This is a genomic window from Catenulispora pinisilvae, from assembly GCF_015356865.1.
In the GTDB taxonomy this organism is placed as follows: domain Bacteria; phylum Actinomycetota; class Actinomycetes; order Streptomycetales; family Catenulisporaceae; genus Catenulispora; species Catenulispora pinisilvae.
Genome location: NZ_JAAFZA010000001.1, coordinates 110,799 through 135,465, shown reverse-complemented (window position 1 = coordinate 135,465; position 24,667 = coordinate 110,799). Strand labels below are relative to the sequence as shown.

The following is a 24,667-nucleotide window of genomic DNA, read 5'->3' as shown; positions in this document are numbered from 1 at the left end:
CCGAGCGGTCAGCCCGCGGCCCAGGAAGCGAGCATCCGCAGCGAGTCCGCGGTCGGCGATCCGGGCGGCGCGGTGAAGACGATCATCGTCAGGTCCGGATCCGCCGCGACCGACAGCGCCTGCCAGTCCAGCAGCAGCCACCCGGCCACCGGGTGGTCGAAGCTCTTGCGGAACGTGTCGGTCGCCAGCACCTCGTGGCCGCCCCACCATCTCCGGAAGTCGGCGTCCCGCTCCAGCAGCTCGCTGACCAGCTCGGCCATCCGCCGGTCCCCCGGCATCAGGCCGACGCTCATCCGCATCCGCGCCACGCTGACCGCGGCGACCTCTTCCCAGTTGCGGTGCATGCCCCGGACCCGGGGCTCCAGGAAGAGCATGCGGATCATGTTCCGCTCGCGCGGCGGCAGCTCGGCGAAGTCGAAGTACAGCGCCGCCGCGAGCGGGTTCCAGGCCACGATGTCCCCGCGCGGATCCATGACGATGGCTGGGATGTCGCGCATGGCGTCGAGTAGATGCCAGACCAGCGGGCCGACCGTGGTGCCGCCCTCCGCCTGGCCGCCGGTGTTCCGGGAGCGGGTCGGGGGCTGCGCCAGGATGCGCAGGTAGGTGCGCTCGGCGTCAGTCAGCCGCAACGCGGTGGCGATCCCGTTCAGCACACTGTCCGAAGCCGTGGTGACGCGGCCCTGTTCCAGCCGCGTGTAGTGATCGACACTCATGACGGCCAACTGCGCGACCTCTTCGCGGCGCAGACCGCGGACCCGCCGCGGATTCCCCACAGCGGGCAGTCCCACGGATTCGGGCGCTATGGCCGCGCGCTTCGACTTCAGGAAATCACCGAGCTCACTCACGTACCCAGCATCGCATCCGCGCCGCCGGCGTTCCTGGGGTCGCCGTCCCCAGGAACAGGCGAGCTCTGGTTGCGCACTGCCGCGCCGAGCACGCTGAAGTCCATGAGCACTCTGAACCTCGAAACCGCAACCCGCCTCCTCGCCGCCGGCCAGCAGGCCGCCGCCGAGATCGGCGTCCCCATGAGCATCACGATCGTCGACACCGCCGGGAGCCTGGTCGCGTTCCAGCGGATGGACGGCGGCTGGCTGGGCTCCGTGGATCTCTCCCAGCGCAAGGCGAAGACCTCCGCGCTGTTCCCGATGCCGAGCTCCGTCCTCGGTGAGATGTCGCAGCCCGGCGGGCCGATCTACGGCGTCGAGAACACCAACGGCGGCCTGGTCACCTTCGGCGGCGGCCTGCCGCTGGCCACCGCGGACGGCACCGTGGTCGGCGCGGTCGGCGTCTCCGGCGGCCTGGTGGACCAGGACGTCACGGTCGCCGAGGCGGTCGCCAAGGCGCTGTGATCCCGCCGGGCCGACGGGTCTGCGCGGCTCTGTAAGCAACTCCCCGCATGAGAAATAAGGGCCTTCCAATTGGAAGGCCCTTATCCATGCTCGCCAGGTACTAGTCCGTGATCGGCTCCGCGACCGGCTCCGCGTCCGAGCGGATGTCGATCCGCCAGCCGGTGAGCCGCGCCGCCAGCCGCGCGTTCTGGCCCTCCTTGCCGATGGCCAGCGACAGCTGGAAGTCCGGGACGATCACCCGGGCGCTGCGCTGGTCCAGATCCACGACCTGCACCTTCGACACCCGGGCCGGGGACAGGGCGTTGCCGACCATCTCGGCCGGGTCCTCGGACCAGTCGACGATGTCGATCTTCTCGCCGTGCAGTTCGGCCATGACGTTCCGGACCCGCGCGCCCATCGGGCCGATGCAGGCGCCCTTGGCGTTGACGCCGGCCCGGTGCGAACGCACCGCGATCTTGGTGCGGTGGCCGGCCTCGCGGGCGATCGCGGTGATCTCCACCGCGCCCTCGGCGATCTCCGGCACCTCCAGCGCGAACAGCTTCCTCACCAGGTCCGGGTGGGTACGGGAGAGGGTCACCTGCGGGCCGCGGGCGCCGCGCCGGACGTCCACGACGTAGCACTTCAGGCGCTCGCCGTGCCGGTACTCCTCGCCCGGGACCTGCTCGGCGGCCGGCAGCGTGCCCTCCAGCTTGCCGATGTTCACCAGCACCGCGCGCGGGTCCCGGCCCTGCTGCACCACGCCGGTGATCAGGTCGCCCTTGCGGCCGGAGAACTCGCCGAAGGTCTGCTCGTCCTCATGGTCCCGCAGCCGCTGCAGGATCACCTGCTTGGCGGTGGTGGAGGCGATGCGGCCGAACTCGCTCGGGGTGTCGTCGTACTCCCGGGTGGTGCCGTCCTCGATGTCCTCCACGGCCCACACGGTGACGTGGCCGCTGGCCCGGTCGACCTGGACCCGGGCCCGGGCCTTGGCGCCGTCGGTGCGCTTGTAGGCGATCAGCAGCGCGGCCTCGATGTCCTCGACCAGCTTCTCGAAGGGGATCCCGCGGTCCTTCTCCAGGTCGCGCAATGCACTCGTGGGGATGTCCATGGTCGTCAGCCCTCCTCGTCCTCGTCGATGTCGTCGATGTCGTCATCGATGTCGTCGATGTCCGCCGGCTCGCCGTCCGCGTCCGGATCGGCCTGGCCAGTCTCGTCGTCCTTGCGGTTGAACTCAATCTCCACGCGCGCCTTGGCGACCTCGGCGAACGTCAGCCGGCGCTGTTCGATCACGGTCTTCTTCTTGCCGGGCTTGGCGGGCTCGGCCTGGAGTTCGAGCAGCACGCCCTCGTCGTCGCCGTCCAGGACCCGGCCGGTGACCTCGCCGCCGTCGCGCAGCACGGCCCGCACCAGCCGGCCCTTGGCCCGGTGCCAGTGCTTGGGCAGGGTCAGCGGCCGGTCGGTGCCCGGGGACCCGACCTCCAGCACGTAGGGCTGATCGCCCATGACCCCGGCCGCGTCCGGGCCGTCGAGCACCTCGGAGACCACCCGGGTGAGATCGGAGACCGCGTCGAGCGACACGCCGTCGTCGCCGTCCACCACGACCTCGACCCGGCGACGCCGGGCCACCTGCGAGACACGGACGGCTTCCAGGTCGTAGCCGGTGGCGGCGACGACCGGCTCCAGCAGCGTTTGCAACCGGTCCGCCGGGGATCCGGATCGGGGGGTGCTCATCGTTCTCCTTGTGCAGTTGTCGTGCAGTTGTCGGCGTTCGTGCTGTCGCTTCGTAGCCAACACAGTATCCGTTCCGCCCCAGGGCGCGCTCCCGTCAGCACGGCCGTGGGAATCGCTACACTTTGCCGGTGACCTGGGTGCCCGCCATGCTGACGAGACGCACGTTGCTCACTGTGACGGGTGTGGCGCTGGTAGGCGCCTGTGCCGCTCCGTCCGATAAAGGAAGTCCTGGAAGCGCTCCGGGCAAACCGGTGCCCGCGGGGCAGCCGGATCCGGTGCGGGACCGGGCGCTGGCGGCGGAGTCCGACCTGATCGCGCGCTACGACACCGCGCTGGCGCTGCCCTCCGTGACCGCCGACGCGGTTCTCAGCGCGAAGCTCAGAACGATCCGCGCGGAGCACTCCTCGCATGCCGCCGCTATAGGGGCCGGCTACACGCCGCCTTCGACCCCGCCCCCGACCCCGCCGGCGGCCACACCGCCGTCATCCACACCACCGCCCACCCCGCCGGAGGCCACCGTCCCCCCGGTGGACGCCAAGACCACAGTGGCGACGCTGGCCAAGGCGGAACAGGATGCCGCGAGCGCCCGGACCACCGACATCCTGTCCACCGACGCCGCCACCGCCATGCTGCTGGCGTCGGTCGCCGCCGCCGAGGCCGGACACGCGGCGTTGCTACTGGGAGGCACCGCATGAGCGCGTTTCAGACCGCGCTGGGCAACGAGTACGCGGCGGTATACGGATACGGAGTCCTCGCGGTCCGCCTCACCGGGGCACAGCGGACCGCCGCGCAGAACGCGTACGACACTCACCGCGCGCGCCGCGACATCCTCATCGGATGGATCGAGGCGCGGGGCGACAAGCCGGTGGCCGCGGCGCCCGCGTACACGACCCCGTTCCCGGTGAACACCGCTGCGGATGCCACCCGATTGGCGACGCAGTTGGAGGAACGGCTCGGCGCCTCCTACGCGGACGTCGTCCAAGCCTCCGACGGTGACGTCCGCCGCACCGGCGTGGAGTGGCTGACCGACGCCGCGGTCCGGGCGGTGCGGTGGCGCGGGACCTCCGTGCCGTTCCCGGGCCTTCCCGAACGGGACTGACTTCCTACCGGTCCGCCCGGTCCGCCATCAGTTGTTGCCGTTGCCGCCGCCGTTGCTCAGCGCGTCGGAGAAGTTCTGGAGCTCCCCGGACAGGGCCGAGGCCGTGGTGTCGTTGACCAGCCCCTGGCCCTGATCGTCGTTGACCTGCGAGCCCAACTGGTCGGTCTTGTCCTGCACATCGCGCAGGTAGTGCACCTTCATCCCGTTCTGCTGCGCCTGCTGCACCGAACTCTCCAGATCGGTCAGCGAGTTCTGCAGATCGCGCCCGGCGATCGGGTCCATCACCGTCGCGCCCTGCGCGATGAACCCGTCGATCTGGCTCCGGATGCCCTCCAGATAGGCCAGCGGGTTCGCGTTCGGGTCGGCGGTCGGTGAGGCCGTGGAAGCCGGCCCGGAGGAGGAAGGTGTGGAAGGGGTCGGGCTGCCGGACGACGACGTGGCCGAGCCGGACGGCGCGGTCGCGGAGCCGCTCGGGGTGGTCTTCGCGGTGATGCCCGGCGGCGGCACGGACGTGGTCTGCTTCTCCGCCTGCGAGCCCTTCATGAACAGCGCGGTGGTGGCCGCCGCGATGAAGGCGATGACCAGGGCGCCCAGGAGCATCCAGATCCAGTTGTAACGGCGCGGCGGGGGCGGGCCGGGGAACGTCGGCTGGGCCGGGTAGGAACCGCCGTCATCGTCGTCCGGAACGCTCTGCTGGGGAACGCGCGGCCCCATGTATGCGGGCTGCTGCTGGGCGGCCAGGGACGAGGGCGGTGAAGTGTCGTACGGCTGCATCACCATCGTCCGGTTCGCGGTCGGCCGCACCGCGCCGGGGATCTCGGCCGGGGCACCGCGCAGTTCGAGGACGGCCGCGACCGTCGCCGCGGCGGGCCGTTCCATCGGGTCTTTGGCCAGGCACTGCCGGTAGATCCCGGCTATCTGCGGCGGCAGGCCGGCGGTGGGCAGCGGCGGCGGGAGCCGGTGCAGGTGGCCCTTGACCACGTCGTCGACCGTCTCGGCCTCGAACGGGGCCCGGCCGGTGATGCTCCAGTAGAGGATGCAGCCGAGCGCGTAGACGTCGGACGCCGGGAGTGCGCCGCGTCCGGTCAGCTGCTCCGGCGCCATGCACGAGGGCGTCCCGATCACCAGGCCGGTGCGGGCGTCGGTGTCGGAGGAGGCCTGCGCGATGCCGAAGTCCAGGAGCTTGACCCCGTCGGACATCAGCATGACGTTGCCGGGCTTCAGGTCGCGGTGGATGATCCCGACCTGGTGCACCGCCTCCAGGGCGCTCGCCAGCTGCGCGCACGCCAGCCGGGCGTCGTTCTCCAGCAGCGGGCCCTGCTCCAGCCGGTCCTCCAGGTTCAGCCCGGCCAGCAGCTCGGTGACCAGCACCGGCTGGAAGTCCCCGTCCCCGTCCTGCCACTCGATGTAGTCGAAGACGGTGGTCACCCGCGGATGCGACAGCCGGGCCAGGGCCAGGGCCTCCCGGCGCAGCTGCTCGCGGCCGGCCGGATGCGCGGCCGCCCCGCCGTGCAGCAGCTTCACCGCGACCAGCCGGTCCAGGCTCGAGTCCTGCGCCTCCCAGACGACCGCACTGCTGCCGGCCCCGAGGGGCCTGGTCAGACGGTAGCGCTCGGCTATGACGGTGCCGGGGGTCGGTGCATCCATGGAGGTGATTATTGCGCGTCAGCCGATGAGGACGGCGCCGTACGGGGTGTGATCGAGACGACCCGGGAGCCCGGAGGCGGCGCGGCGCCGCCGGAAGCCTTCCGACGGCGCCGCACGGTGGCGGTCCGGCCTCAGCCGCGCACCAACGCGTACACGTGCTCGACCAGGTCCGGTACCGCGACCTCGGTCTTCTCACCGCTGCGGCGGTCCCGGACCTCGACGACACCGTCGGCCAGGTTCCTGCCGACCACGATGATGGTCGGGATGCCGATCAGCTCGGCGTCCTTGAACTTCACACCGGGCGAGACGCTGCCCATGCGGTCGTCGTACAGGACCCGCACGCCGCGCGCGCCGAGCTCTTCGGCGTAGCGGTTCGCGGTCTCGTAGATGGTCTGGTCCTTGCCGGCGGCCACGATGTGCACGTCGGCCGGGGCCACCTCACGCGGCCAGACCAGGCCGAGCTCGTCGTGCAGCTGCTCGGCCAGGACCGCGACGGCGCGCGAGACGCCGACGCCGTAGCTGCCCATGGTGACGCGGGCCGGCTTGCCGTCCTTGCCGAGCACGTCGAGCTTGGCCACGTCGGCGTACTTGCGGCCGAGCTGGAAGATGTGGCCGATCTCGATGCCGCGGTCGATGGACAGCTCGTGGCCGCAGCGCGGGCACAGGTCGCCGGCCCGCACCTCGGCGGCCTCGACGGTGCCCTCGATGTCGAAGTCACGGCCGGCCACCGCGTAGGCGACGTGCTTGCCGGCCTCGTTGGCGCCGGTGACCCAGGCGGTGCCGAGGGCCACCCGCGGGTCGACCAGGTACTCGTACCCGGCCTCCTTCATGCCGACCGGGCCGATGTAGCCGCGGACCAGCTTGGGGTGCTTCGCGAAGTCTTCAGCCTCGAACAGCTCGACCTCGCCGGGCGCCACCGCCGCCTCCAGGCGCTTGAGGTCCACCTCGCGGTCGCCGGGCACGCCGACGATCAGGACCTTGGGCTCCTTCACGCCGGGGTAGCGGACCTTGACCACGACGTTCTTCAGCGTGTCCTTGGCCTCGATCTCGATGCCGAGGCCGTTCACCACCGCGACCAGCGAGTCGATCGTCGGGGTGTCAGGCGTGTCCAGGATCCGCAGCGCGGGCTGCGCGGCGGCGTCCCGCGCGGGCGGCACCGCGGTCTCGACGGCCTCGACGTTGGCCGCGTAGCCGCAGTTGTGGCACGCCACGTAGGTGTCCTCGCCGGTGGGCGCGGTGGCCAGGAACTCCTCGGAGGCCGAGCCGCCCATCGCGCCGGACACCGCCGAGACGATCTTGTACTTGATGCCGAGGCGATCGAAGATCCGGATGTAGGTGTCGCGGTGCTGCGCGTAGGAGTGCTTCAGGCCCTCGTCGTCCAGGTCGAAGGAATACGAGTCCTTCATCAGGAACTCCCGGCCGCGCAGGATGCCGGCCCGGGGCCGCGCCTCGTCCCGGTACTTGGTCTGGATCTGGTAGAGGGTGACCGGCAGGTCCTTGTAGGAGGACACCTCGCCCTTCACCATGTCGGTGAACATCTCCTCGTGCGTGGGGCCGAGGAGGTAGTCGTTGCCGCGGCGGTCCTGGAGCCGGAACAGGTTGTCGCCGTACTCGGTCCAGCGGCCGGTCGCCTCGTAGTACTCGCGGGGCAGCAGGGCGGGGAACTGGACCTCCTGGCCGCCCATCCGGTCCATCTCCTCGCGGACCACGCGGGTCACGTTCTCCAGCACCTGCTTGCCCAGGGGCAGCCAGGAGTAGATGCCCGGGGCGACGCGACGGACGTACCCGCCTCGGACCAGGAGCTTGTGGCTCGGAACCTCGGCGTCCGCCGGGTCCTCGCGCAGTGTTCGCAGGAACAACGACGACATACGCCAGATCACGGGGTGCTCCTAGTGTTCGATCGGGTAGGCTGGCACGCCACGCGCAAGCCGCTGTGACGCACTTTCTGTCCTGCGAGGATATCCGGCTCCGGCGTGATCGACTGCCGTTTCGCCCTTCGCACATGCCTTCAACAGCGCGTAAAGACCCTCCCGTAATCGCGGCGGGCAGGTTACCGTGCCGACATGGCAGCCAAGACCCGGAACGACGTTCTCCGGGTGAATATGGATCCGGCGCTCGGCGACGTGGCGCTGGCCGAGGCACGGGACGCGCTCGCTTCCGGGGACTGGGGACCCGCGCGGGAGGTCCTGGCCGAGACCCGCAAAACGGTCGACGGTCCGGGCTGGGACCGGCGCAGCCACCGGGTCCGGGTGCTCGCCGAAGCGGTGGCGAACTCGTCCTGGGTGGAGCGCTGGCAGGTCCTTGAGCCGGTGAATCCGGACGCCGCACTACTGCGCGCGCAGGTGGAGACCGTGCGCACCCTGCGCGCTTCGCTGGCCGGCGGCAGCGGATACCGCGAGACCGCCGCCGAGGCCTTGGACCTGTGCACGCACGCCGCCGAGATGGCGCCGGCGGATCCGACTCCATGGGTGGTCATGCTGACGCTGGCGCGCGCCGCGGACCGCGGCTCCAAGCGCGGCCACGACGCGTTCTGGAACTGCTGGCAGGAGATGCGGACCCGGGACGCCCTCAACCGTGACGGCCACCACGAAGCACTGATGTATCTGTTCGCGGCTTGGTGCGGTTCGCATCAGGAGATGTACGACTTCGCTTATTGGCTGGCCGGTGAAGCCCCGCCCGGATCCCCTCTGGCCGTGCTCCCGTTGGTCGCACATGCGGAAGTCTTCCGGACGTCTCTATTGGGGATCCCCAAGCAACGTGAGCCTTCTCCGTACGCGCACTGGTCGCGGGATCTGGTTTCCGCGGATGTGGACCGTGTCCTGCACAGCTGGTTGGGATCGGCGATAGTGCCGCACGCGCAGGCCGATCTGGACCGGAACTACCTGTTGCACGCGATGGTGTTCTCGGGCCGCGTCGACACCGACGAGACGCGGGCGCTGTTCGACGCGATCGGCTCGCACGCTATGCGGGTGCCGTGGTCGTACACCGGGGACCCGGGATCCTCGTTCCTGTACTGGCGCGACCAGGCGTTCCACGCCACATCCCCGCGCCGCTGACGGTCTGGTCCGAATTCCGCTAGTACCGCGCACTCCCCTGCGCGACACTCGAAGCATGCGGGAAACAGCTCTCCAGGACGACTTCGACACTTACTACCGCGCCGTGTCCAGCCGCGACACACGCTTCGACGGCCGTTTCTTCACCGGCGTGACCACCACCGGCATCTACTGCCGGCCGATCTGCCCGGCCCGCACCCCGAAGCCGGAGAACGTCCGGTTCTTCCGCGTCGCGGCGGCCGCCGAGGCCGCCGGGTTCCGCACCTGCCGCCGCTGCCGCCCGGACAAGGTGCCGGGCTCCCCCGACTGGAATGTGCGCGCCGACCTGGCCGGCCGCGCACTGCGGCTGATCGCCGACGGCGCCGCCGACCAGCCGGACGGGGTCGCGGCCCTGGCCCGGACGCTGGCGGTGAGCGAGCGGCACCTGCACCGGATCCTGATCGCCGAACTCGGGGTCGGGCCGCTGACGCTGGCCCGCTCCCGCCGCGCGCAGACGGCACGGCTCCTGCTGGAGTCGACCTCGCTGCCGGTCTCGGACGTCGCCTTCGCCGCCGGCTACGGCTCGATCCGCCAGTTCAACGACTCGGTCCGGGAGGCCTTCGGCGGCACCCCGAGCGAGATCAGGACCCGCTTCGGCACCGGCGCCGCGGCCGCCGAACTCGCCGGAAGCGCGGTGGACGGGGACGGGGCTCTGACCCTGCGCCTGACCTACCGGCCGCCGTTCGACTTCGCGGCGCTGCTCGGCTGGTTCGGCAACCGGGCCGTCCCGGGAGTGGACGAGGTGGTCGGCGAGGGCGCCGACGCGGTGTACCGGCGCGCGCTCCGGCTCCCCCACGGCACCGGCCTGGTGGAACTGCGGGACGACCAGAACGTGGGCGTGGTTCATGCGCGCTTGGCCGTCGAGGACCTGCGGGACGTCGCGGTGGCCGTCCGCCGCTGCCGCGACCTGCTGGACCTGGACGCCGACCCGGCGCAGGTGGACGCGGCGCTGTCCGGGGACCCGGCGCTGGCCCCGCTGATCGCCGCCCGGCCCGGACTGCGGGTGCCCGGCGCGGTCGACGGCTTCGAGATCGCCGTGCGCGCGGTGCTCGGCCAGCAGATCAGCGTGGCCGCCGCCCGCACCATGGCGGCGCGCGTGGTCCAGCGGTTCAGCGCGGTGGAGCTGGCTGCCGAGGCGGCTCTGGTGCCGCCGGGGGCGGGAGCCGGACCAGCGGTCACGAGTCCGGCGACCGCGGCGACGAATACCGGTTCGACGACCGAGGCGAGTCACTTTGTCGACAACCAGGCGGCCCTCAATCCCTTCCCGCGCCCCGAGACCCTGGCCGAGGGCGACTACGAAGGCCTCGGCCTCACCCGCCGCACCGCCTCGACCCTGCGCGCGCTGGCGGCCGCGGTCGCCCGCGGCGAGCTCACGCTCGACCGCGGCGTCGACCGGGCCCAGGCCCGCGCCAAGCTGCTCGCCGTCCCCGGCATCGGTCCCTGGACCGCCGACTACATCGCCCTGCGCGTGTTCGGCGATCCCGACGCCTTCCCGGTCGGCGACCTGATCGTGCGGCGCCAAGCCGAACGCCTCGGGCTGCCCGGGACCGAGAAGGCGCTCCTGGAACACGCCGAGGGCTGGCGCCCCTGGCGCGCCTACGCCGCCCTGCACCTGTGGGCCGCCGCGAGCGACCCCGTCACCGAAGGAACGAAGTGATGAGCACCCTGACCTACACCACCATCCCGACGCCGGCCGGCCCGTTCACCGTGCTCGCCGACCCGGACGACACCGTCCACGCCGCCGGCTTCACCGCCGACCCGGCGTTCCTGGCCGGCATGCTGAACGCGCCGGTGCCGGAGAAGGGCGCGCACGACCACGTGGCGAAGCGCGTGGCGGCCTACTTCGCCGGCGACCTGTCCGCGCTCGACGACGTCACCGTCGTCTACCGTCCCACCGGGCCGTTCCGGACCGCGGCCTGGGACGCGATGCGCACGGTGCGGGCCGGTGCCACGATCAGCTACACGCAGCTCGCGGCGACCGCCGGCAACCCCAACGCGGTCCGTGCGGCGGGCTCGGCGTGCGCGTCGAACGCGATCGCGTTGTTCGTGCCCTGCCACCGCATCGTGCGCAGCGACGGCTCCAGCAAGAACTTCCTGTACGGCCTGGAGTGCAAGGCGACGCTGCTCGCCCACGAGAAGCAGTACGCGGACGCCTGAGCTGGGTGGCGGCGCACCGGCTCCGGCTCCGCAGAGGGGTCTGAGCCGCGCGGCAGCCTCCGAATCCACCGCGCGGGCTCGCCGCCGCACCGGACCAAGCCGGCCTCAGGCCTCGGCGACCGGCCGTCGTAACCCGGGTTCCACCCCGGCCGCCCGGTCGCCGTTCAAAGCCGCTTGGCCGGGGAGGAAGCCCGGCGGCATCGCCCCGACCGGGGCCACCTCGAACAGCACCTGGAACTCGACTCCGTACTTCTCCTCCATCCGCACCCCCAGCGGCCCGCACTCCACCCACGGGATCAACCGCATAGCGCGGAACTCCGCGGGCTCGTGCTTGTAGGCCGCCAGCTTCACCGGTTCCCCGCCGCCGACGCGCGGCGCGACGGTCCACACGACCGGGTTCTCCCGGGGCGAGGCCAGGCCGAGGAAGACCACACCGCCGTACTCGACCCACGCGACGTGCTCGCTGCGTCGGCCGACCGTGGCCGTCCCGTACAGGTACGAGACCATCTCGACCGTGTCCGCGTCCTCCCGGATGTCCCGGAAGTGGTCGTTCACGATCTTTCCCAGCTTCTCCTTCAGCGCCACGTCCACGTGGGCGCCCCGCTCCGATGAAGTCCGCAGCGAGTAGAAGGCGATGGATGCCCTGTCATCCACCCTGTAGTAGGCACAGGCCGGGGTCGCGTTATAGAGCTTCACCAACAGCTTGCTCCGCGCGCCGTCCGGCAGACCGTTGCGGATCTCGTTGAGCAGCGCCAGATTCCGGCTGACCCCGGCGGAGACGTCGATCCCCTCTCCCCTCAGGTCCGTGTTCCGTTGCCGGGCCGCGTCCGAGGTGGGGTCCAGGAGCAGGATCTCCACCCGCACCTCGTTGTCGGCGGACAGCACGTTCCGCAGTGCCGTGACGCAACGCTGTCGTTCGTCCGCCTCGTCGCCCTCGGCGGTGGTGACGTCCAGGACGCTGCTGGACGTGTCCATGATCCGCACAAGGTCGTCGCAGCGTTCCAGGCGCTCTATGAACTTCAGATACGGGAACCGCTCGTAGCCGGTCATCGGTGCGTAGTCGGCGATGTTGCCGAACTTCTCGTTGGCGAAAGCGCGGATCGCCAGGAACACCGGAGACAGGAAGAACGCCACCAGAAGCGCTCCGGCCACATCGCCGATGACCCCGCGGAAGAACTCCTTCCACTGCCCGTTGTCCGGATGCACCCAGAACATCGTGAGCGTGATCGCCACCGCCGCCAGCACCACGGACAGCGTCCAGGCCACCAGCGCGCTCATCCGCCGGTTCCGCAGCCGGGTCAGCCAGCCGGGCCGGCCTTCCGGGGCGTCGGCGGGATCGCGCTCCCGGTCGCGTTCACGCTCCACCTCCCGGCCCTCATCTCGCCGGGCCGGCGTGAAGCCGTTCTCCACAGTGGGGAACTCTTGAGAGGTCTCTTCGGGCATGACCACCCCCTTCGGTGACGAGAATCGCCCATCAGAGCATTCCCAAACCGGTAGCGGGTGCAACAATTAAGAACGTCAAGAGTGGGGCAGGCCGCGGGTAGACAAGGTCAGAAGAGAATCGACGCGAAAGCGCCGACCTCCTCGAAGCCGACTTTGCGGTAGACGGCCCGGGCCGGGGCGTTGTAGTCGTTCACGTACAAGCTCACCACCGACGCGAAATCGCGCAGCGAGTACTCGACGACCGCCGCCATCCCGGCCGCGGCGATGCCCTTGCCGCGCAACGCCGGGTGCGTCCACACCCCCTGGATCTGGCACGCCTGCTCGGTCACCGCGCCGATCTCGGCCTTGAACACCACGTGCCCGTCTTCCATCCAGGCGAAGGCCCGGCCGGCGTGCACGAGTTCGGAGACCCGGGCGCGGTAGGAATAGCCGTTGTCGTCGCCGACCGGCGAGACTCCGACCTCCTCGGTGAACATCGCTATACAGGCCGGCAGCAGGGTGTCTATCTGGTTCGCGGTCACCGGCTTCACCCGGAAGTCCGGGGTCACGGTCGGCGAGGAGCCGCGGATCTCCATCAGCGGCTGGCTGGAGCGCACCTCGCGGGCCGGGCCCCAGGACGGTCGCAGCTGTTCCCACAGCGCCATCGCGGCGTCGGCCGGACCGACGATCGAGGAGCAGCGGCGGCCCTGGCGGCGGGCCCGCTCGGCGAAGGCCCGCACGGCCTCCGGATTGGCCTGGACCGGGACCAGGTTCGCGCCGGAGTAGCACAGCGCGTCGAGCTTGCCGTTCACGATGTGGCCCCAGACCTCGCCGCCCAGGCGCCACGGGTCCAGGCCGGAGGCCTCCACCCGGGAGGCCACGAAGACGTTCGAGACCGGGTCGCGCGCCAGCAGCGCACGGACGTCGGCCAGATCGGCCACGCCGAGCAGCCTGGTGTTGGTCCCGCGGACCCTCGACAACACGCTCATCGCACGCTCACCAGTTCACTGTACGGCGGTTAACCGCAGCCTGCCCTGCTCTGTAGCGGAAACGGCCGCGCACCGACCGACCATACGGCTATTCGGTGCGCGTCGTGACCCGAAGCCCTCTACTAGAGGCTGGAAACACTCTAGAGAAGCCCTCTGTAGCCCCGTACAGGACGGTACTGGAAGCGGAGCGTTAAAGCGCGGCGTTCACAGACTCCACGACCTCACCGGTCTCGGTGTCGATCTCGATGCCCATGTCCGAGGCCATCTTGAAGGCCTCCTCGATCAGCGTCTCCACGATCTGCGCCTCGGGCACGGTCTTGATGACCTCGCCGCGCACGAAGATCTGGCCCTTGCCGTTGCCGGAGGCCACGCCGAGGTCGGCCTCGCGGGCCTCGCCCGGACCGTTCACCACACAGCCCATGACCGCCACCCGCAGCGGCACCTTCAGACCGTCCAGAGCGGCGCTGACCTGGTCGGCGAGCTTGTAGACGTCGACCTGGGCCCGACCGCAGGAGGGGCAGGAGACGATCTCCAGGCCGCGCTGGCGCAGCCCCAGCGACTCCAGGATCTGCTGCCCGACCTTGACCTCCTCGACCGGCGGCGCGGACAGCGAGACCCGGATGGTGTCCCCGATGCCCTCGGCCAGCAGCGCGCCGAACGCGACAGAGGACTTGATAGTGCCCTGGAACGCCGGACCGGCCTCGGTGACGCCGAGGTGCAGCGGATAGTCGCACTGCTCGGCCAGCAGCCGGTAGGCGTTGATCATCACGACCGGGTCGTTGTGCTTGACCGAGATCTTGATGTCGCGGAAGTCGTGCTCCTCGAACAGCGAGCACTCCCACAGCGCCGACTCGACCAGCGCCTCGGCGGTGGCCTTGCCGTACTTCTCGTACAGCCGCTTGTCCAGCGAACCGGCGTTGACCCCGATCCGGATCGGGACCCCGGCGTCCTTGGCCGCGCGGGCGATCTCGCCGACCTTGTCGTCGAAGGCCTTGATGTTGCCGGGGTTGACCCGCACCGCCGCACAGCCGGCGTCGATGGCGGCGAAGACGTACTTGGGCTGGAAGTGGATGTCGGCGATGACCGGGATCTGCGACTTCCTCGCGATCGCCGGCAGCGCGTCGGCGTCGTCCTGCGAGGGCACCGCCACCCGGACGATCTGACAGCCGGCCGCGGTCAACTGCGCGATCTGCTGCAACGTGGCGTTCACGTCCGCGGTCAACGTCGTGGTCATCGACTGCACGGACACCGGGGCGTCACCGCCGACCGGGACGGAACCCACCATGATCTGGCGGGACTTGCGGCGGATGGCAAGCGGCTTGGTCGGGAGTGCGGGCATGCCCAGCGCGATGGCGGTCAAGATCTCACCGTTCCGTGAATGGTTGCTACTGCCGTCAACGCTACGGCACTGCCGTGGGGTGTCCGCGCACACCGCGAGATTTTCACTTGGCCTTCACTGGCGCCATAGTGGCGCAGGTCACAGCTACCGCGCGGACGGTCCGAAGTCAATGCCCGATCAGGCCGATGTCCGATCAGCTCGGGAACTTCAGCGGGTTGGTGATGTCGGCGGCCATCAGCAGCAGCGAAAGGCCGACGAACAGGACCAGGAAGGTGAACGCGGCCGGCATCAGCTTGTTCAGGTCCACGCGGCCCGGGTCCGGGCGGCCGACCAGCTTGGCGACCTTGCGGCGCCCGGACTCGTACAGCGCGATCGCGATGTGCCCGCCGTCCAGCGGCAGCAGCGGCAGCAGGTTGAAGATGCCGATGAACAAGTTGATGCTCGCGATGTACTGCAGGAAGCTGGCGTAGCCGCCGTCCTTGATCACGCTGCCGGTCAGGCTCGCCATGCCGACCACGCCGACCGGGGCGTTGGCCGAGCGCGGCTGGCTGGTGTTGGTCGCGGCCTGGAACAGCTTGGGGATCGAGGCCGGGATGTCGACCAGGCCGGTGACCGAGCCCTTGGCGTAGCTGCCGAAGTCGCTGAAGCCCTGGCCGAGCGCGCTGACCGGGCCGGGGTGCTTGGTGATCTCCGGCGGGGCCTGGATGCCGATCATCAGGCCGAGCTGGACCTGGTTCGGGTCGGCCGAGACGTTGCCGACCGCCGGGGTGATCGTCGTCGTCTTCTGCTGGCCGTCGTGCAGGTAGGTCACGGCGACCGGGACCGGGGCGGAGGTCGGCTTGTTGTCGGCGCCGAGCGAGGGCTGGCCCTTGTGCAGCTGGTCGGTGACGTCCTGCCAGCTGTGTGTCGGCACGCCGCCGACCGCGATGATCTTGTCCCCGTTGGCCAGGCCCGCGGCCAGCGCGGGGCTCTGGGCGTCCCCGGTCCCGCAGGCGCCGGCGGTGGTCTTCAGGCACTGGGTGACCGTGCCGACCGTGCCGGACAGGTCCCGGGTGGCCACGCCCCAGGTCAGCGGGACCATCAGCAGCAGCACGAGCGCGATGATGAAGTGCACCAGCGAGCCGGCCGAGAGCGTCAGCAGCCGCCAGCCCAGCGGCTTGCGGTAAAAGGCCCGCGGCTCGTCCTCCGGGTCGATCGGCTCCAGGTCCGTCATCCCGACGATCTTCACGTAGCCGCCGGCCGGGATGGCCTTGACGCCGTACTCGGTCTCGCCCCGGCGGAACGACCACAGCCGCGGCCCGAAACCGACGAAGAACTCCGTGACCTTGCCGCCGGCCTTGCGGGCGCACACCATGTGCCCGGCCTCGTGCAGCATGATCGATGCGATGAGCGCGAGGGCGAACAGGATGATGCCTAGCGGGCCCACTTATCCACCTAACGTAGTCGGCACGGATGCCTGTCGACGTCTGTCGTCTTCTCAGCCGGCCGTCAGTTCGCGTGCCCGCGCACGCGCCCAGGAATCCGCCTCCAGAACGGCCTCCAGGGTAAGGTCCCCACCCTGAGAGCGCCCTGAACCGGCGTGTTCGGCGACCACCCGTTCGATGGTATCGACGATCGCCGGGAAGCGGAGGCGGCCGGCCAGGAATGCCGCCACACACTCCTCGTTGGCACCGTTGAAGACGGCCGGAGCGGTCCCTCCGGTTGCGCCGACCTGCTTGGCCAGCCGGACCGAGGGGAAGGCCTCGTTGTCCAGAGGGAAGAACTCCCAGGTCGAGGACTCACTCCAGTCTATGGCCGGGGCGGCGCCGGGGACCCGGTCCGGCCAGCCCAGGGCCAGCCCGATCGGCAGCCGCATGTCCGGCGGGCTGGCCTGGGCCAGCGTCGAGCCGTCCACGAACTGCACCATCGAGTGCACGATGGACTGCGGGTGCACCACCACCTCGATGCGGTCGAAGGGCACATCGAACAACAGGTGCGCCTCGATCACCTCCAGGCCCTTGTTCACCAGCGTCGCGGAATTGCAGGTGATCAGCGGGCCCATGTTCCAGGTCGGGTGCTTCATGGCCTGCTCGGGCGTCACGTCGGCCATCTCGGCCCGGGTCCGGCCCCGGAACGGGCCGCCGGAGGCGGTGACGATCAGCTTCTCGACCTCTTCGGCCCGGCCCCCGCGCAACGCCTGGGCCAGCGCCGAGTGCTCGGAGTCGACCGCCGTGATCTGCCCGGGCTTGGCCAGCCGGGTGACCAACTCGCCGCCGATGATCAGTGACTCCTTGTTGGCCAGCGCCAGGATCCGGCCGGACTCCAGGGCGACCAGGGTGGCCTTCAGCCCGGCGGCGCCGTCGATGGCGTTCAGGACGATGTCGCACTCGCGCGCGGCCAACTCGGTCGCGGCCTGCGGGCCGGCCAGGATCTCAGGGATCTGGAACTCCCCCGCGGAGTAGCCGCGCTTCTGGGCCGCGGCGTAGAAGGCGAGGTTCAGGTCCTGCGCGGCACTGCCCTTGGCCACCGCCACCGTCCGCGCACCGGTGGCCAGCGCCTGCTCGGCCAGCAGTTCCGGGTTCCCGCCGCCGGCCGCCAGGCCGACGACCCGGAACCGGTCGGGGTTGCGGGCGACCAGGTCCAGGGTCTGGGTACCGATGGAACCGGTCGAGCCGAGCAGGATGATGTCACGCGGGAAGTGGGTCACGCCGCTCATTGTGGCGCACCCCGAGGCGTGGTCAGGGCACTGCGGCCGGACCGTCGCAGGAGATTCACGGGATGTGCTCATTTCCGCCACGATCGCGGTTGAACGGGGCGGCTACATCTCCATCAGGCGGGCCGACAGCCCGCCGACCGGGATCCGGTCGATCTCGCTGCCGGCGTCCCGCAGGTCCGTGAGCACCAGGTCGTCGTACATCAGGTGGGCCGCGTCGTGCGGCCAGAGCACGGCCCAGAGCCACAGGCCGCCGGCTTCGCCGAGGAAGACCGCGCGGTCGCCGGTGTCCGGGACGTTCCACATGGAGGTCGAGCGGCCCGCGGCGTAGAGCTTGGCGTGGGCGGCGGTCTGCTCGAAGATCTCGCCGGGGTCCGGGCCCTCCAGCCCGGCGAAGCGGGCGCCCAGGCCGATGCCCATCTCCTCGGCGATCAGGAGGAGTTCGCCGACCCCGCCGAAGGGGTTGGGGCCGGCACACGCCACCGCGGTCGCGCGGGCTCCGGCTTCGTCACCCGCGTAGGCGACGCCGGTGAACTCCCAGCCGGCCGGCAGGGGCCAGGGCATCCAGACCGGGACCTGGCTGTTGACGGCCGTCTCGGCCAGTTCCTTGACGGTCGGAGGCTGGACCGGTTGCAGCGGGTGGACCGCGCCGTGCAGGTCGCACTGCCAGGTTGTGGCGAGCAAGCCAGGGGCGCGCACCCGCTTCCCACAACGTGGGCAGCTGGGCTCGGCCTTCATAGAGACTGACGGTCCTCTCGTGGCGGGCGGTCCGTCAAGCCCCGTCACCCGGATGGCGGGAGGTCGGAACCGTGGATGGGGCGCGGTTCCACGCCCGCGCCCCCGCCGGACTCCCGCGCCCTGCCGCGCTCCGGTCCCGCCAACGGATTCGGTTACGCCAAGGGGGTCGGGCGGCCGGGCTGCTCGCCGCCCCTGGCCTCGCCGTAGGAGCGCTTCGGGACCATCACCTTGCGGCGGAAGACGCAGACCACGGTGCCGTCCTGTTTGTAGCCCTTGGTCTCGACGTAGACGACGCCGCGGTCGTTCTTCGACTTGGACTCGGTCTTGTCCAGGACCACGGTCTCGCCGTAGATGGTGTCGCCGTGGAAGGTCGGGGCGATGTGCCGCAGCGACTCCACTTCCAGGTTCGCGATCGCCTTGCCGGAGACGTCGGCCACCGACATGCCCAGGAGCAGCGAGTAGATGTAGTTGCCGACCACCACGTTGCGCTTGAAGTCGGTGGACTCCTGCGCGTAGTTCGCGTCCAGGTGCAGGGGGTGGTGGTTCATGGTGATAAGGCAGAACAGGTGGTCGTCGTACTCGGTGACCGTCTTGCCCGGCCAGTGCTTGTACACCGCGCCGACCTCGAACTCCTCGAAATACCGGCCGAACTGCATGGGTCGGGTCCTTCCTCGCCTGGTCGCCGCCGGTCGCCGGTCGGCGCTGCCTGTGTCCTGCCCGCTCCCGTCATCTTGGCGCAGTCGGCTACCGGCCAGTAGTACGCCGGGCGGTGAGGTCGGCCACGTTCTTGACGCGGTGGCCCGGCCCTGATGTGATGCCCGGCGTGACCGGCAGTCCCATATCCGACTACGGATACCCCGCGCCCTTCGCGGCTCCGAGACCACCGCGGGCCCGGACCTCGGTGGCCGGCCTCGGCGTGGCGCTGATCGTCCTGCTGGCCCTGGACGCCGCGGTGGCGGCCCTGGCCGCGGGCGTGCTGGTCTGGCGGCACCAGGTACTCGGCACACTGCTCACCGACCCCGGCTCCCTCGGCCCGGACGACCTGCACGACTCAGACCGGCTGGCGCTGGGCGCCGTGGGCTGGCTCTACATCTTCCTGGTCGCCACCATCGCGGTCTTCATCTGCTGGTTCTGGGCGGCCCGCAACAACGCCGAGCTCTACTCCCCGAACCGCGGCACCCTGAGCGTCGGCTGGGCGATCGGCAGCTGGTTCCTCCCGCTGGCCAACTGGGTCCTGCCGCTGCTCGTGGCCCGCGACATCCACCGCGGCACCATGGCCGGCCGCAAGGACAAGCCGGCCGGCGGCGGCCAGATCACCGGCTGGTGGTGGGGCCCCTACGTGATCGCGGAGATCCTGGCCCTGGTCTGTAGCGGCGAGAACGGCAACGCCAAAAAAGCCGCCGACTTCACCGACTTCGCCCACGACCTGCAAACCGTGGCGGCGACCGGCGTCGCGGCCCTGATCGCGACGATCGCGGCGGCCCTGCTGGCGATCGGCTACGTGCGCACCATCACCAAGACCCAGAACGCCCGCAACCGCGAGGGCGACTGGTACGGCGGTCCGGGGCCGGCGGTGCTGCCGGGGCCTTACGGGATGGGGTACGGATACGGGTACGGGGCGCCGATGCCGGGCTACCCGATGCCGCAGATGCAGATGCCCGGCTATCCCGCGCCGCGAATGCCGATGCCGATGCCACCGCAGCCACCAGCCTGGCCGACGGAGACTGCACCGGTGGTGCAGGACCGGATTCCGCCGGTGCAGGACCGGATTCCGGTGGCCGACACGCAGATCGCCGACACGCATAGTGCCGAGACCCAGAGCGGCGAGGCATGGAGCGGCGATGTGCCGAAGCCGGAGGAGCCCGGGGACTGGCTTACGCCGCCGAACTGACTCGCCATCGAGCCTAGGCCGACCTCCTGGCAGCCCATGCTCGTGGTCGAGTCTCGCCTGCCGGCCGCCGCAAAAGCGCTGCCGAACTGACCGGCATGCGCCGCAGCCTCAACGCACCTGGCCGCACAGCTGCCGAGGCAAACTGGTCGGCCGCCGAGGCTTCACCGTAAGCGCCCCGCCTCAGCCGCACAGCTGCCGAGGCAAGCTCACCGCCCGCCGCGGCCTCACCGCAACCGCAGCCGCTTCCGCGACTGCCCCGCCGCCTCAGTCCTCGAGCTCGCCCTCGCCGCCGGCGTCGCCGACACCCACCGCGACGGCCCCGTAGGCCTCCATCTCCCCGGCCGGAAGCACCTCGGAGATGTGCGGCGTCAGCTTCTTCAGCAGCAGTGTCAGCTGCTCCTCGCTGAGCACGTCGCCAACCACCGTCGCGTGCGCCAGGTCGCCGATCAGCGAGGCGGCGCGGGACAGGCCCGCGTCGCGGTCCCAGGCGCGGTAGGTGGCGGCGCGGGCGTAGCCGCGGGCCACGCGGGCGGCGCCCACCCGCTCGTGGCGCAGGAGTTCCAGGTCGGCGGCGTCCAGGACTTCGCGGCGGTCCACCTCGAAGATCACGTCCGGCCGCTCCAGGGCGGCGCCTATCTGGTCCACCTGCGGGCGCTCCAGGTTGGAGACCGCGGTGACCAGGCCGTTGACGTGCCGGCCGTGCGGGCCGTAGGCCCACCAGCCCGGGACCTCGGCCACCACCAGGAACTCGCGGGTGACGATGGCCTGGGCGCCGATCGCGCTGGAGGGTGTGTAGTGCTCCGGGGCCGGGACCGCCTGGAGTTGGAACAGGCGGAAGCCGCCGTCGATGCCGAGCGAGAGGGTCATGTCGTCGGCGATGCCCAGACCGGCCTGCGCCGGGTCCGGGTAGACCAGCAGGCCGACCGGGACCTCGGTCTTCGGCGAGGCCTCGTCGTCGTCCACGGACAGGGTGTCGTGGTCCTGCCACGCCGAGGGGATGAACGTGGTCACGCCCCGGTTGAGCGCGTCGTAGAGGTCGACCTTGTGGTGGTCCGGCCCCACGAACCTTGTCCCGTCCATCCTCGCTATGACGTAGTAAGTCGCCACTGTTTACTTCCCGCCCTATACGTTCGCGCTCTTCAACCGCCTCAAGGCACCATCCTGCCGCAACCCGGCCCCCCGGTGGGAGCGACCACCTAAAAACCCAGGGAGCGCACGCCGGTGGCGACGGCGTCCGGTCGGTCCGCCGCGATCAGGTGTTTGGCATCCGGTAACTCTACGACTTCAGCCCCGGGAAACAAGCCCGCGAACTCGCGCTGGCGTTCGATCCACCGCCGGACATGTCTGTTCTCTGATTCGCCCGCCGCTCCGACCAGCACCTGTACCAGAACCTCGGGAAAGGGCCGCTCGCAGCGCAGCTCAAGTAACTCCACCGCGCAGGCCCGGTACGACGACAACTCGTTCACCACCGCCGCCGCGACCCGGCTGGACCGGTAGACGGCCCGCCCCAACTCCCGGTCCGGATCCCGGTGCGTGGTACTCGCGGACTGATAGACCAACCGCCGCACCGCCGGGCCCAGCACCTGGTTCAGGCCCAGCAGCGTGGTGCCGCGCACGAACGCCTGCCCGACCGCGCGCCCCGGCCCGCCCGCCGCCGGGGTGATGTCCGACTCCGCGCTGGCGTCGACGAAGACGATCCCGGCCACCCGCTCGGGGTGCAGCCGCGCGAAGGCCTCGGCGTGGAAGGCCCCGTAGGAGTGCCCGACCAGGACCACCTTCTCCCGCGGTGGCACGCCGACGGCGTCCAGGACCCGCCCCAGCCGCTCGGCCTCGCCGGCCAACGTCTGCGGCAGCGGCCGGCCGTCGGCTCCGAGCTCCGGCTGCGACCAGCCGAGCCCCGGCCGGTCGAAGCGCACCAGCCGGTGATCCCCGGCCAGCATCGGCACCACCGGGTCCCACTCGAACCAGGCGCCGGCCAGGCCCTGCACGAACAGCACCACCGGCCCGCCCGAACCGTCCCGCACGACATGCAGCAGCGTGCCGCGATCATCGACGAACCTCACCGCGCCTCCTCGCGGCCATGATCCCACGCGGAAGGGGCGAAACGCCGAAGCGCCCGGCGAACGACGGCCGGAAGACGGGGCTGGCAAGCCTCAAACAGCGCGGCCGCCCTCGGACGCCCGGGCCTCCCCCGCCGCCCGCGCCGCCCGGCGCACCAGCACCGGGATCAGTGCTTTGTGAATCGGTGCGGCGACCGTCCACAGCCCACGGCCGAGCGCGCCTCGATACTCGACCTCCGTGGTCCAGTGCACACCGCGCGCGTCGAGGTGGACGATGTTGCGCGCGGCCAGCAAGCGCGATGGCGCCGCGAGCACGACCCGCTCCGGATCGGACTCCGCGACCGTCCAGCCCAGCACCCGCTCCGGGGCGAGCGGCACCCGCAGGCCGAGGCAGCGCCAGCCCACCCGCAGGAACACCCGCGTCGGCGGCGAAGCACCTTCCCAGACAGCGCGGGCCCACTGTTCCGCGGTCCGTTCGTCCCCGGCGGGACGGTCGAAGTCCCCTGTGAACCTGAAATCCGGCACGGCACCTTAATGTACACGTGTCCACTAAGCTGGGCCCATGACGCGGCGACGCATGGCACCCGAGGAACGGCGCGCCCAGCTGATCGGGATCGGCGCCCGGCTCTTCGCCGAACGGCCCTACCACGAGGTCCAGATGGACGAGGTCGGCGCCGCCGCGGGCGTCACCCGCGGCCTGGTCTACCGCTACTTCCCGAGCAAGCGCGACCTGTTCGCGGCCGTCTACCGGCAGGCCGCGGACGGGCTGCTCGACGCCACCGGACCGGCCGGGGACGCCACCGCCGCCGGGCAGTGGATCGCGGCCGGACTCGACGCGCACTTCGACTACTTCGCCGCCAACGCCACGACGGTGCTCTCCGCCAACTGCGACCTCGCGGGCGACCCGGTGATCCAGAGCATCATCGGCGAGGAGACGGCCATCCTGCACCGGCGACTCCTCGACGCCCTGGACCCGGCCGGGCCGGAGCGCGACGTCGCCGCGGTGGCCCTGCTGGCCTGGCTGTCATTCGTCCGGGTCAGCAGCATCGAATGGCTGCGGCACGGCCGCATCACTCGCGACGACCTGCGGTCGCTGTGCCTGCGCACGCTCTCCGGCGCACTGTCCTCGACGAACCCTGCGGACCCGGCGGACCCCGCGGGCCATGCCGGCCGCGCGGAGCCCGCAGACCCCGCGACATCAGCAGCCCCCGCGACGGCCGCCGATTCCCGGGCCACCGACTCCCGGAGATCGGCAGGCGCTCGCGCATCAGCCCTCGATCAGGAGGCTCACTTCGCCTTGTAGTCCTCCAGCAGCCGCCGGCCGATGATCATCTTCTGGATCTCGGCGGTGCCCTCGCCGATCAGCAGCATCGGCGCCTCGCGATACAGCCGCTCGATCTCGTACTCCTTGGAGTACCCATAGCCGCCGTGGATCCGGAAGGAGTCCTCGACGACCTCCTTGCAGTACTCGGCGGCCAGGTACTTCGCCATCCCGGCCTCCAGGTCGTTGCGCCGGCCGGCGTCCTTGACCTTCGCCGCGCGCACCATCATCGCGTGCGCGGCCTCGACCTTGACGCCCATCTCGGCCAGCTTGAACTGGATGGCCTGGTGCTGGGCGATCGGCTTGCCGAAGGTGGTGCGCTGCTGGGCGTAGGCGGCGCCGAGTTCGAAGGCGCGCACCGCGATGCCGCAGGCCCGGGCGGCGACGTTGACCCGGCCGACCTCGACGCCGTCCATCATGTGCGCGAAGCCCTTGCCCGGGGTGCCGCCGAGGATCCGGTTCGCCGGGATGCGGTAGTCGGACAGCACCAGTTCGGTGGTGTCGACGCCCTTGTAGCCCATCTTCTCGATCTTGCCCGGGATGGTCAGGCCGGGCGCCACCTCGCCGAAGCCGGCCGGCTTCTCCACCAGGAAGGTGGTGAGGTTCTTGTGCGCGGCGGGCTCGCCGAGGTCGGTGCGGGCCAGCAGGGCGACCAGTGTGGAGGAACCGCCGTTGGTCAGCCACATCTTCTGGCCGTTGACGACGTAGTCGTCGCCGTCCGGCACGCCCTTGGTCGTGATCGCCGCGACGTCCGACCCGAGCGCCGGCTCGGACATCGAGAACGCGGCGCGGACCTCGCCCTCGGCCATCCGGGGCAGGAAGTGCTGCTTCTGCTCGTCGGTGCCGTGCTGCTTGAGCATGTAGGCCACGATGAAGTGGGTGTTCAGGATCCCGGACACCGACATCCAGCCGCGCGCGATCTCCTCCACGACCAGCGCGTAGGTGAGCAGCGACTCGCCGAGACCGCCGTACTCCTCCGGGATCATGAGCCCGAACAGGCCCATCTCCTTCATGCCCTCGACGATCTGCGTCGGGTACTCGTCGGCGTGCTCCAGCTCGTTGGCGACCGGGATGATCTCCTTGTCCACGAAGGTGCGGACGGTCGCCAGGATCTCCTGCTGGATGTCGGTCAGCCCGTCGGTCTGCGCCAGGCGCGCCATC

24 protein-coding genes are annotated in these 24,667 nt (G+C 70.7%); 8 read left to right on the top strand and 16 right to left on the bottom strand.

Annotated features, from left to right (window positions below; translation table 11 throughout):
- Positions 1-8: 8 nt before the first annotated feature.
- A complete protein-coding gene (locus tag IZR01_RS00580) occupies positions 9-845 on the bottom strand; it encodes a helix-turn-helix transcriptional regulator (protein WP_194891031.1) in 837 nt (278 codons plus the stop codon).
- A gap of 102 nt (positions 846-947) precedes the next feature.
- Here IZR01_RS00580 and IZR01_RS00575 point away from each other — a divergent pair, with 102 nt between their 5' ends.
- Positions 948-1,349: a GlcG/HbpS family heme-binding protein gene (locus IZR01_RS00575; RefSeq protein ID WP_194891032.1), complete on the top strand. Its 402-nt coding sequence runs from the start codon at positions 948-950 to the stop codon at positions 1,347-1,349.
- Between the two features lie 100 nt (positions 1,350-1,449).
- Here the strand turns inward: IZR01_RS00575 and nusA are convergent, their stop codons facing one another.
- The gene (gene nusA / locus IZR01_RS00570) at positions 1,450-2,436 is read right to left on the bottom strand and encodes a transcription termination factor NusA (RefSeq protein ID WP_194891033.1); all 987 of its coding nucleotides are present in this window, start codon (positions 2,434-2,436) and stop codon (positions 1,450-1,452) included.
- Positions 2,437-2,441: 5 nt separating this feature from the next.
- Positions 2,442-3,059, bottom strand: a complete 618-nt coding sequence (rimP, locus tag IZR01_RS00565) for a ribosome maturation factor RimP (RefSeq protein WP_194891034.1) — start codon at positions 3,057-3,059, stop codon at positions 2,442-2,444.
- A gap of 251 nt (positions 3,060-3,310) precedes the next feature.
- On the opposite strand from rimP, the gene IZR01_RS00560 reads away from it, so the two are divergent.
- Both IZR01_RS00560 and IZR01_RS00555 read left to right on the top strand, forming a co-directional pair.
- The gene (locus tag IZR01_RS00560; protein ID WP_194891035.1) at positions 3,311-3,754 is read left to right on the top strand and encodes a hypothetical protein; all 444 of its coding nucleotides are present in this window, start codon (positions 3,311-3,313) and stop codon (positions 3,752-3,754) included.
- Positions 3,751-4,158 carry a ferritin-like domain-containing protein gene (locus IZR01_RS00555; RefSeq protein ID WP_194891036.1) on the top strand — a complete coding sequence of 136 codons (408 nt, stop codon included), beginning with the start codon at positions 3,751-3,753 and terminating at the stop codon, positions 4,156-4,158. The genes IZR01_RS00560 and IZR01_RS00555 overlap by 4 nt, the downstream gene beginning before the upstream one ends.
- Positions 4,159-4,185: 27 nt before the next feature.
- Here IZR01_RS00555 and IZR01_RS00550 read toward each other — a convergent pair whose 3' ends face one another.
- Both IZR01_RS00550 and IZR01_RS00545 read right to left on the bottom strand, forming a co-directional pair.
- Positions 4,186-5,805 (bottom strand): serine/threonine-protein kinase, encoded by a 1,620-nt coding sequence (locus tag IZR01_RS00550; protein ID WP_194891037.1) that lies wholly within the window; start codon positions 5,803-5,805, stop codon positions 4,186-4,188.
- Between the two features lie 131 nt (positions 5,806-5,936).
- Positions 5,937-7,685: a proline--tRNA ligase gene (locus tag IZR01_RS00545; RefSeq protein WP_194891038.1), complete on the bottom strand. Its 1,749-nt coding sequence runs from the start codon at positions 7,683-7,685 to the stop codon at positions 5,937-5,939.
- A gap of 183 nt (positions 7,686-7,868) precedes the next feature.
- Between IZR01_RS00545 and IZR01_RS00540 the strand changes: the two genes are divergently transcribed.
- The 3 genes from IZR01_RS00540 to IZR01_RS00530 are packed head-to-tail and all read left to right on the top strand — an operon-like array spanning position 7,869 to position 11,054.
- The gene (locus tag IZR01_RS00540) at positions 7,869-8,861 is read left to right on the top strand and encodes a hypothetical protein (RefSeq protein WP_194891039.1); all 993 of its coding nucleotides are present in this window, start codon (positions 7,869-7,871) and stop codon (positions 8,859-8,861) included.
- Between the two features lie 55 nt (positions 8,862-8,916).
- The gene (locus IZR01_RS00535; protein ID WP_194891040.1) at positions 8,917-10,554 is read left to right on the top strand and encodes a DNA-3-methyladenine glycosylase 2 family protein; all 1,638 of its coding nucleotides are present in this window, start codon (positions 8,917-8,919) and stop codon (positions 10,552-10,554) included.
- Positions 10,554-11,054 (top strand): methylated-DNA--[protein]-cysteine S-methyltransferase, encoded by a 501-nt coding sequence (locus IZR01_RS00530; protein ID WP_194891041.1) that lies wholly within the window; start codon positions 10,554-10,556, stop codon positions 11,052-11,054. Before IZR01_RS00535 ends, IZR01_RS00530 begins: the two co-directional genes overlap by 1 nt.
- Before the next feature lie 105 nt (positions 11,055-11,159).
- On the opposite strand, the gene IZR01_RS00525 is transcribed toward IZR01_RS00530, so the two are convergent.
- The 7 genes from IZR01_RS00525 to IZR01_RS00495 form a co-directional block, all read right to left on the bottom strand.
- Positions 11,160-12,497 (bottom strand): hypothetical protein, encoded by a 1,338-nt coding sequence (locus IZR01_RS00525; RefSeq protein WP_194891042.1) that lies wholly within the window; start codon positions 12,495-12,497, stop codon positions 11,160-11,162.
- Between the two features lie 107 nt (positions 12,498-12,604).
- Positions 12,605-13,465, bottom strand: coding sequence for a GNAT family N-acetyltransferase (locus IZR01_RS00520; RefSeq protein WP_194891043.1), 861 nt, complete (start codon positions 13,463-13,465; stop codon positions 12,605-12,607).
- Positions 13,466-13,655: 190 nt separating this feature from the next.
- A complete protein-coding gene (ispG, locus tag IZR01_RS00515; RefSeq protein ID WP_194891044.1) occupies positions 13,656-14,825 on the bottom strand; it encodes a flavodoxin-dependent (E)-4-hydroxy-3-methylbut-2-enyl-diphosphate synthase in 1,170 nt (389 codons plus the stop codon).
- A gap of 172 nt (positions 14,826-14,997) precedes the next feature.
- Complete coding sequence (locus IZR01_RS00510) at positions 14,998-16,230, bottom strand: M50 family metallopeptidase (protein WP_194922471.1); 1,233 nt, start codon at positions 16,228-16,230, stop codon at positions 14,998-15,000.
- Between the two features lie 51 nt (positions 16,231-16,281).
- Positions 16,282-17,499, bottom strand: coding sequence for a 1-deoxy-D-xylulose-5-phosphate reductoisomerase (dxr, locus tag IZR01_RS00505; protein ID WP_194891046.1), 1,218 nt, complete (start codon positions 17,497-17,499; stop codon positions 16,282-16,284).
- A 102-nt stretch (positions 17,500-17,601) separates the two neighbouring features.
- Positions 17,602-18,234 (bottom strand): DUF6758 family protein, encoded by a 633-nt coding sequence (locus IZR01_RS00500; protein WP_194891047.1) that lies wholly within the window; start codon positions 18,232-18,234, stop codon positions 17,602-17,604.
- A 152-nt stretch (positions 18,235-18,386) separates the two neighbouring features.
- Positions 18,387-18,890 (bottom strand): MaoC family dehydratase, encoded by a 504-nt coding sequence (locus IZR01_RS00495; RefSeq protein WP_194891048.1) that lies wholly within the window; start codon positions 18,888-18,890, stop codon positions 18,387-18,389.
- A gap of 167 nt (positions 18,891-19,057) precedes the next feature.
- On the opposite strand from IZR01_RS00495, the gene IZR01_RS00490 reads away from it, so the two are divergent.
- Positions 19,058-20,125, top strand: coding sequence for a DUF4328 domain-containing protein (locus tag IZR01_RS00490; RefSeq protein WP_194891049.1), 1,068 nt, complete (start codon positions 19,058-19,060; stop codon positions 20,123-20,125).
- 264 nt (positions 20,126-20,389) lie between these two features.
- Here IZR01_RS00490 and IZR01_RS00485 read toward each other — a convergent pair whose 3' ends face one another.
- The 3 genes from IZR01_RS00485 to IZR01_RS00475 form a co-directional block, all read right to left on the bottom strand.
- A complete protein-coding gene (locus IZR01_RS00485) occupies positions 20,390-21,205 on the bottom strand; it encodes a hypothetical protein (protein ID WP_194891050.1) in 816 nt (271 codons plus the stop codon).
- Positions 21,206-21,321: 116 nt separating this feature from the next.
- Positions 21,322-22,188 (bottom strand): alpha/beta fold hydrolase, encoded by an 867-nt coding sequence (locus IZR01_RS00480; RefSeq protein WP_323746033.1) that lies wholly within the window; start codon positions 22,186-22,188, stop codon positions 21,322-21,324.
- A gap of 90 nt (positions 22,189-22,278) precedes the next feature.
- Positions 22,279-22,710 carry a DUF2867 domain-containing protein gene (locus tag IZR01_RS00475; RefSeq protein ID WP_194891052.1) on the bottom strand — a complete coding sequence of 144 codons (432 nt, stop codon included), beginning with the start codon at positions 22,708-22,710 and terminating at the stop codon, positions 22,279-22,281.
- 37 nt (positions 22,711-22,747) lie between these two features.
- Here IZR01_RS00475 and IZR01_RS00470 point away from each other — a divergent pair, with 37 nt between their 5' ends.
- Positions 22,748-23,488 (top strand): TetR/AcrR family transcriptional regulator, encoded by a 741-nt coding sequence (locus tag IZR01_RS00470; protein WP_194922470.1) that lies wholly within the window; start codon positions 22,748-22,750, stop codon positions 23,486-23,488.
- Here the strand turns inward: IZR01_RS00470 and IZR01_RS00465 are convergent.
- A complete protein-coding gene (locus tag IZR01_RS00465; RefSeq protein WP_194891054.1) occupies positions 23,473-24,666 on the bottom strand; it encodes an acyl-CoA dehydrogenase family protein in 1,194 nt (397 codons plus the stop codon). The two genes, IZR01_RS00470 and IZR01_RS00465, sit on opposite strands and share 16 nt — an antisense overlap.
- Between the last annotated feature and the right edge of the window lies 1 nt (position 24,667).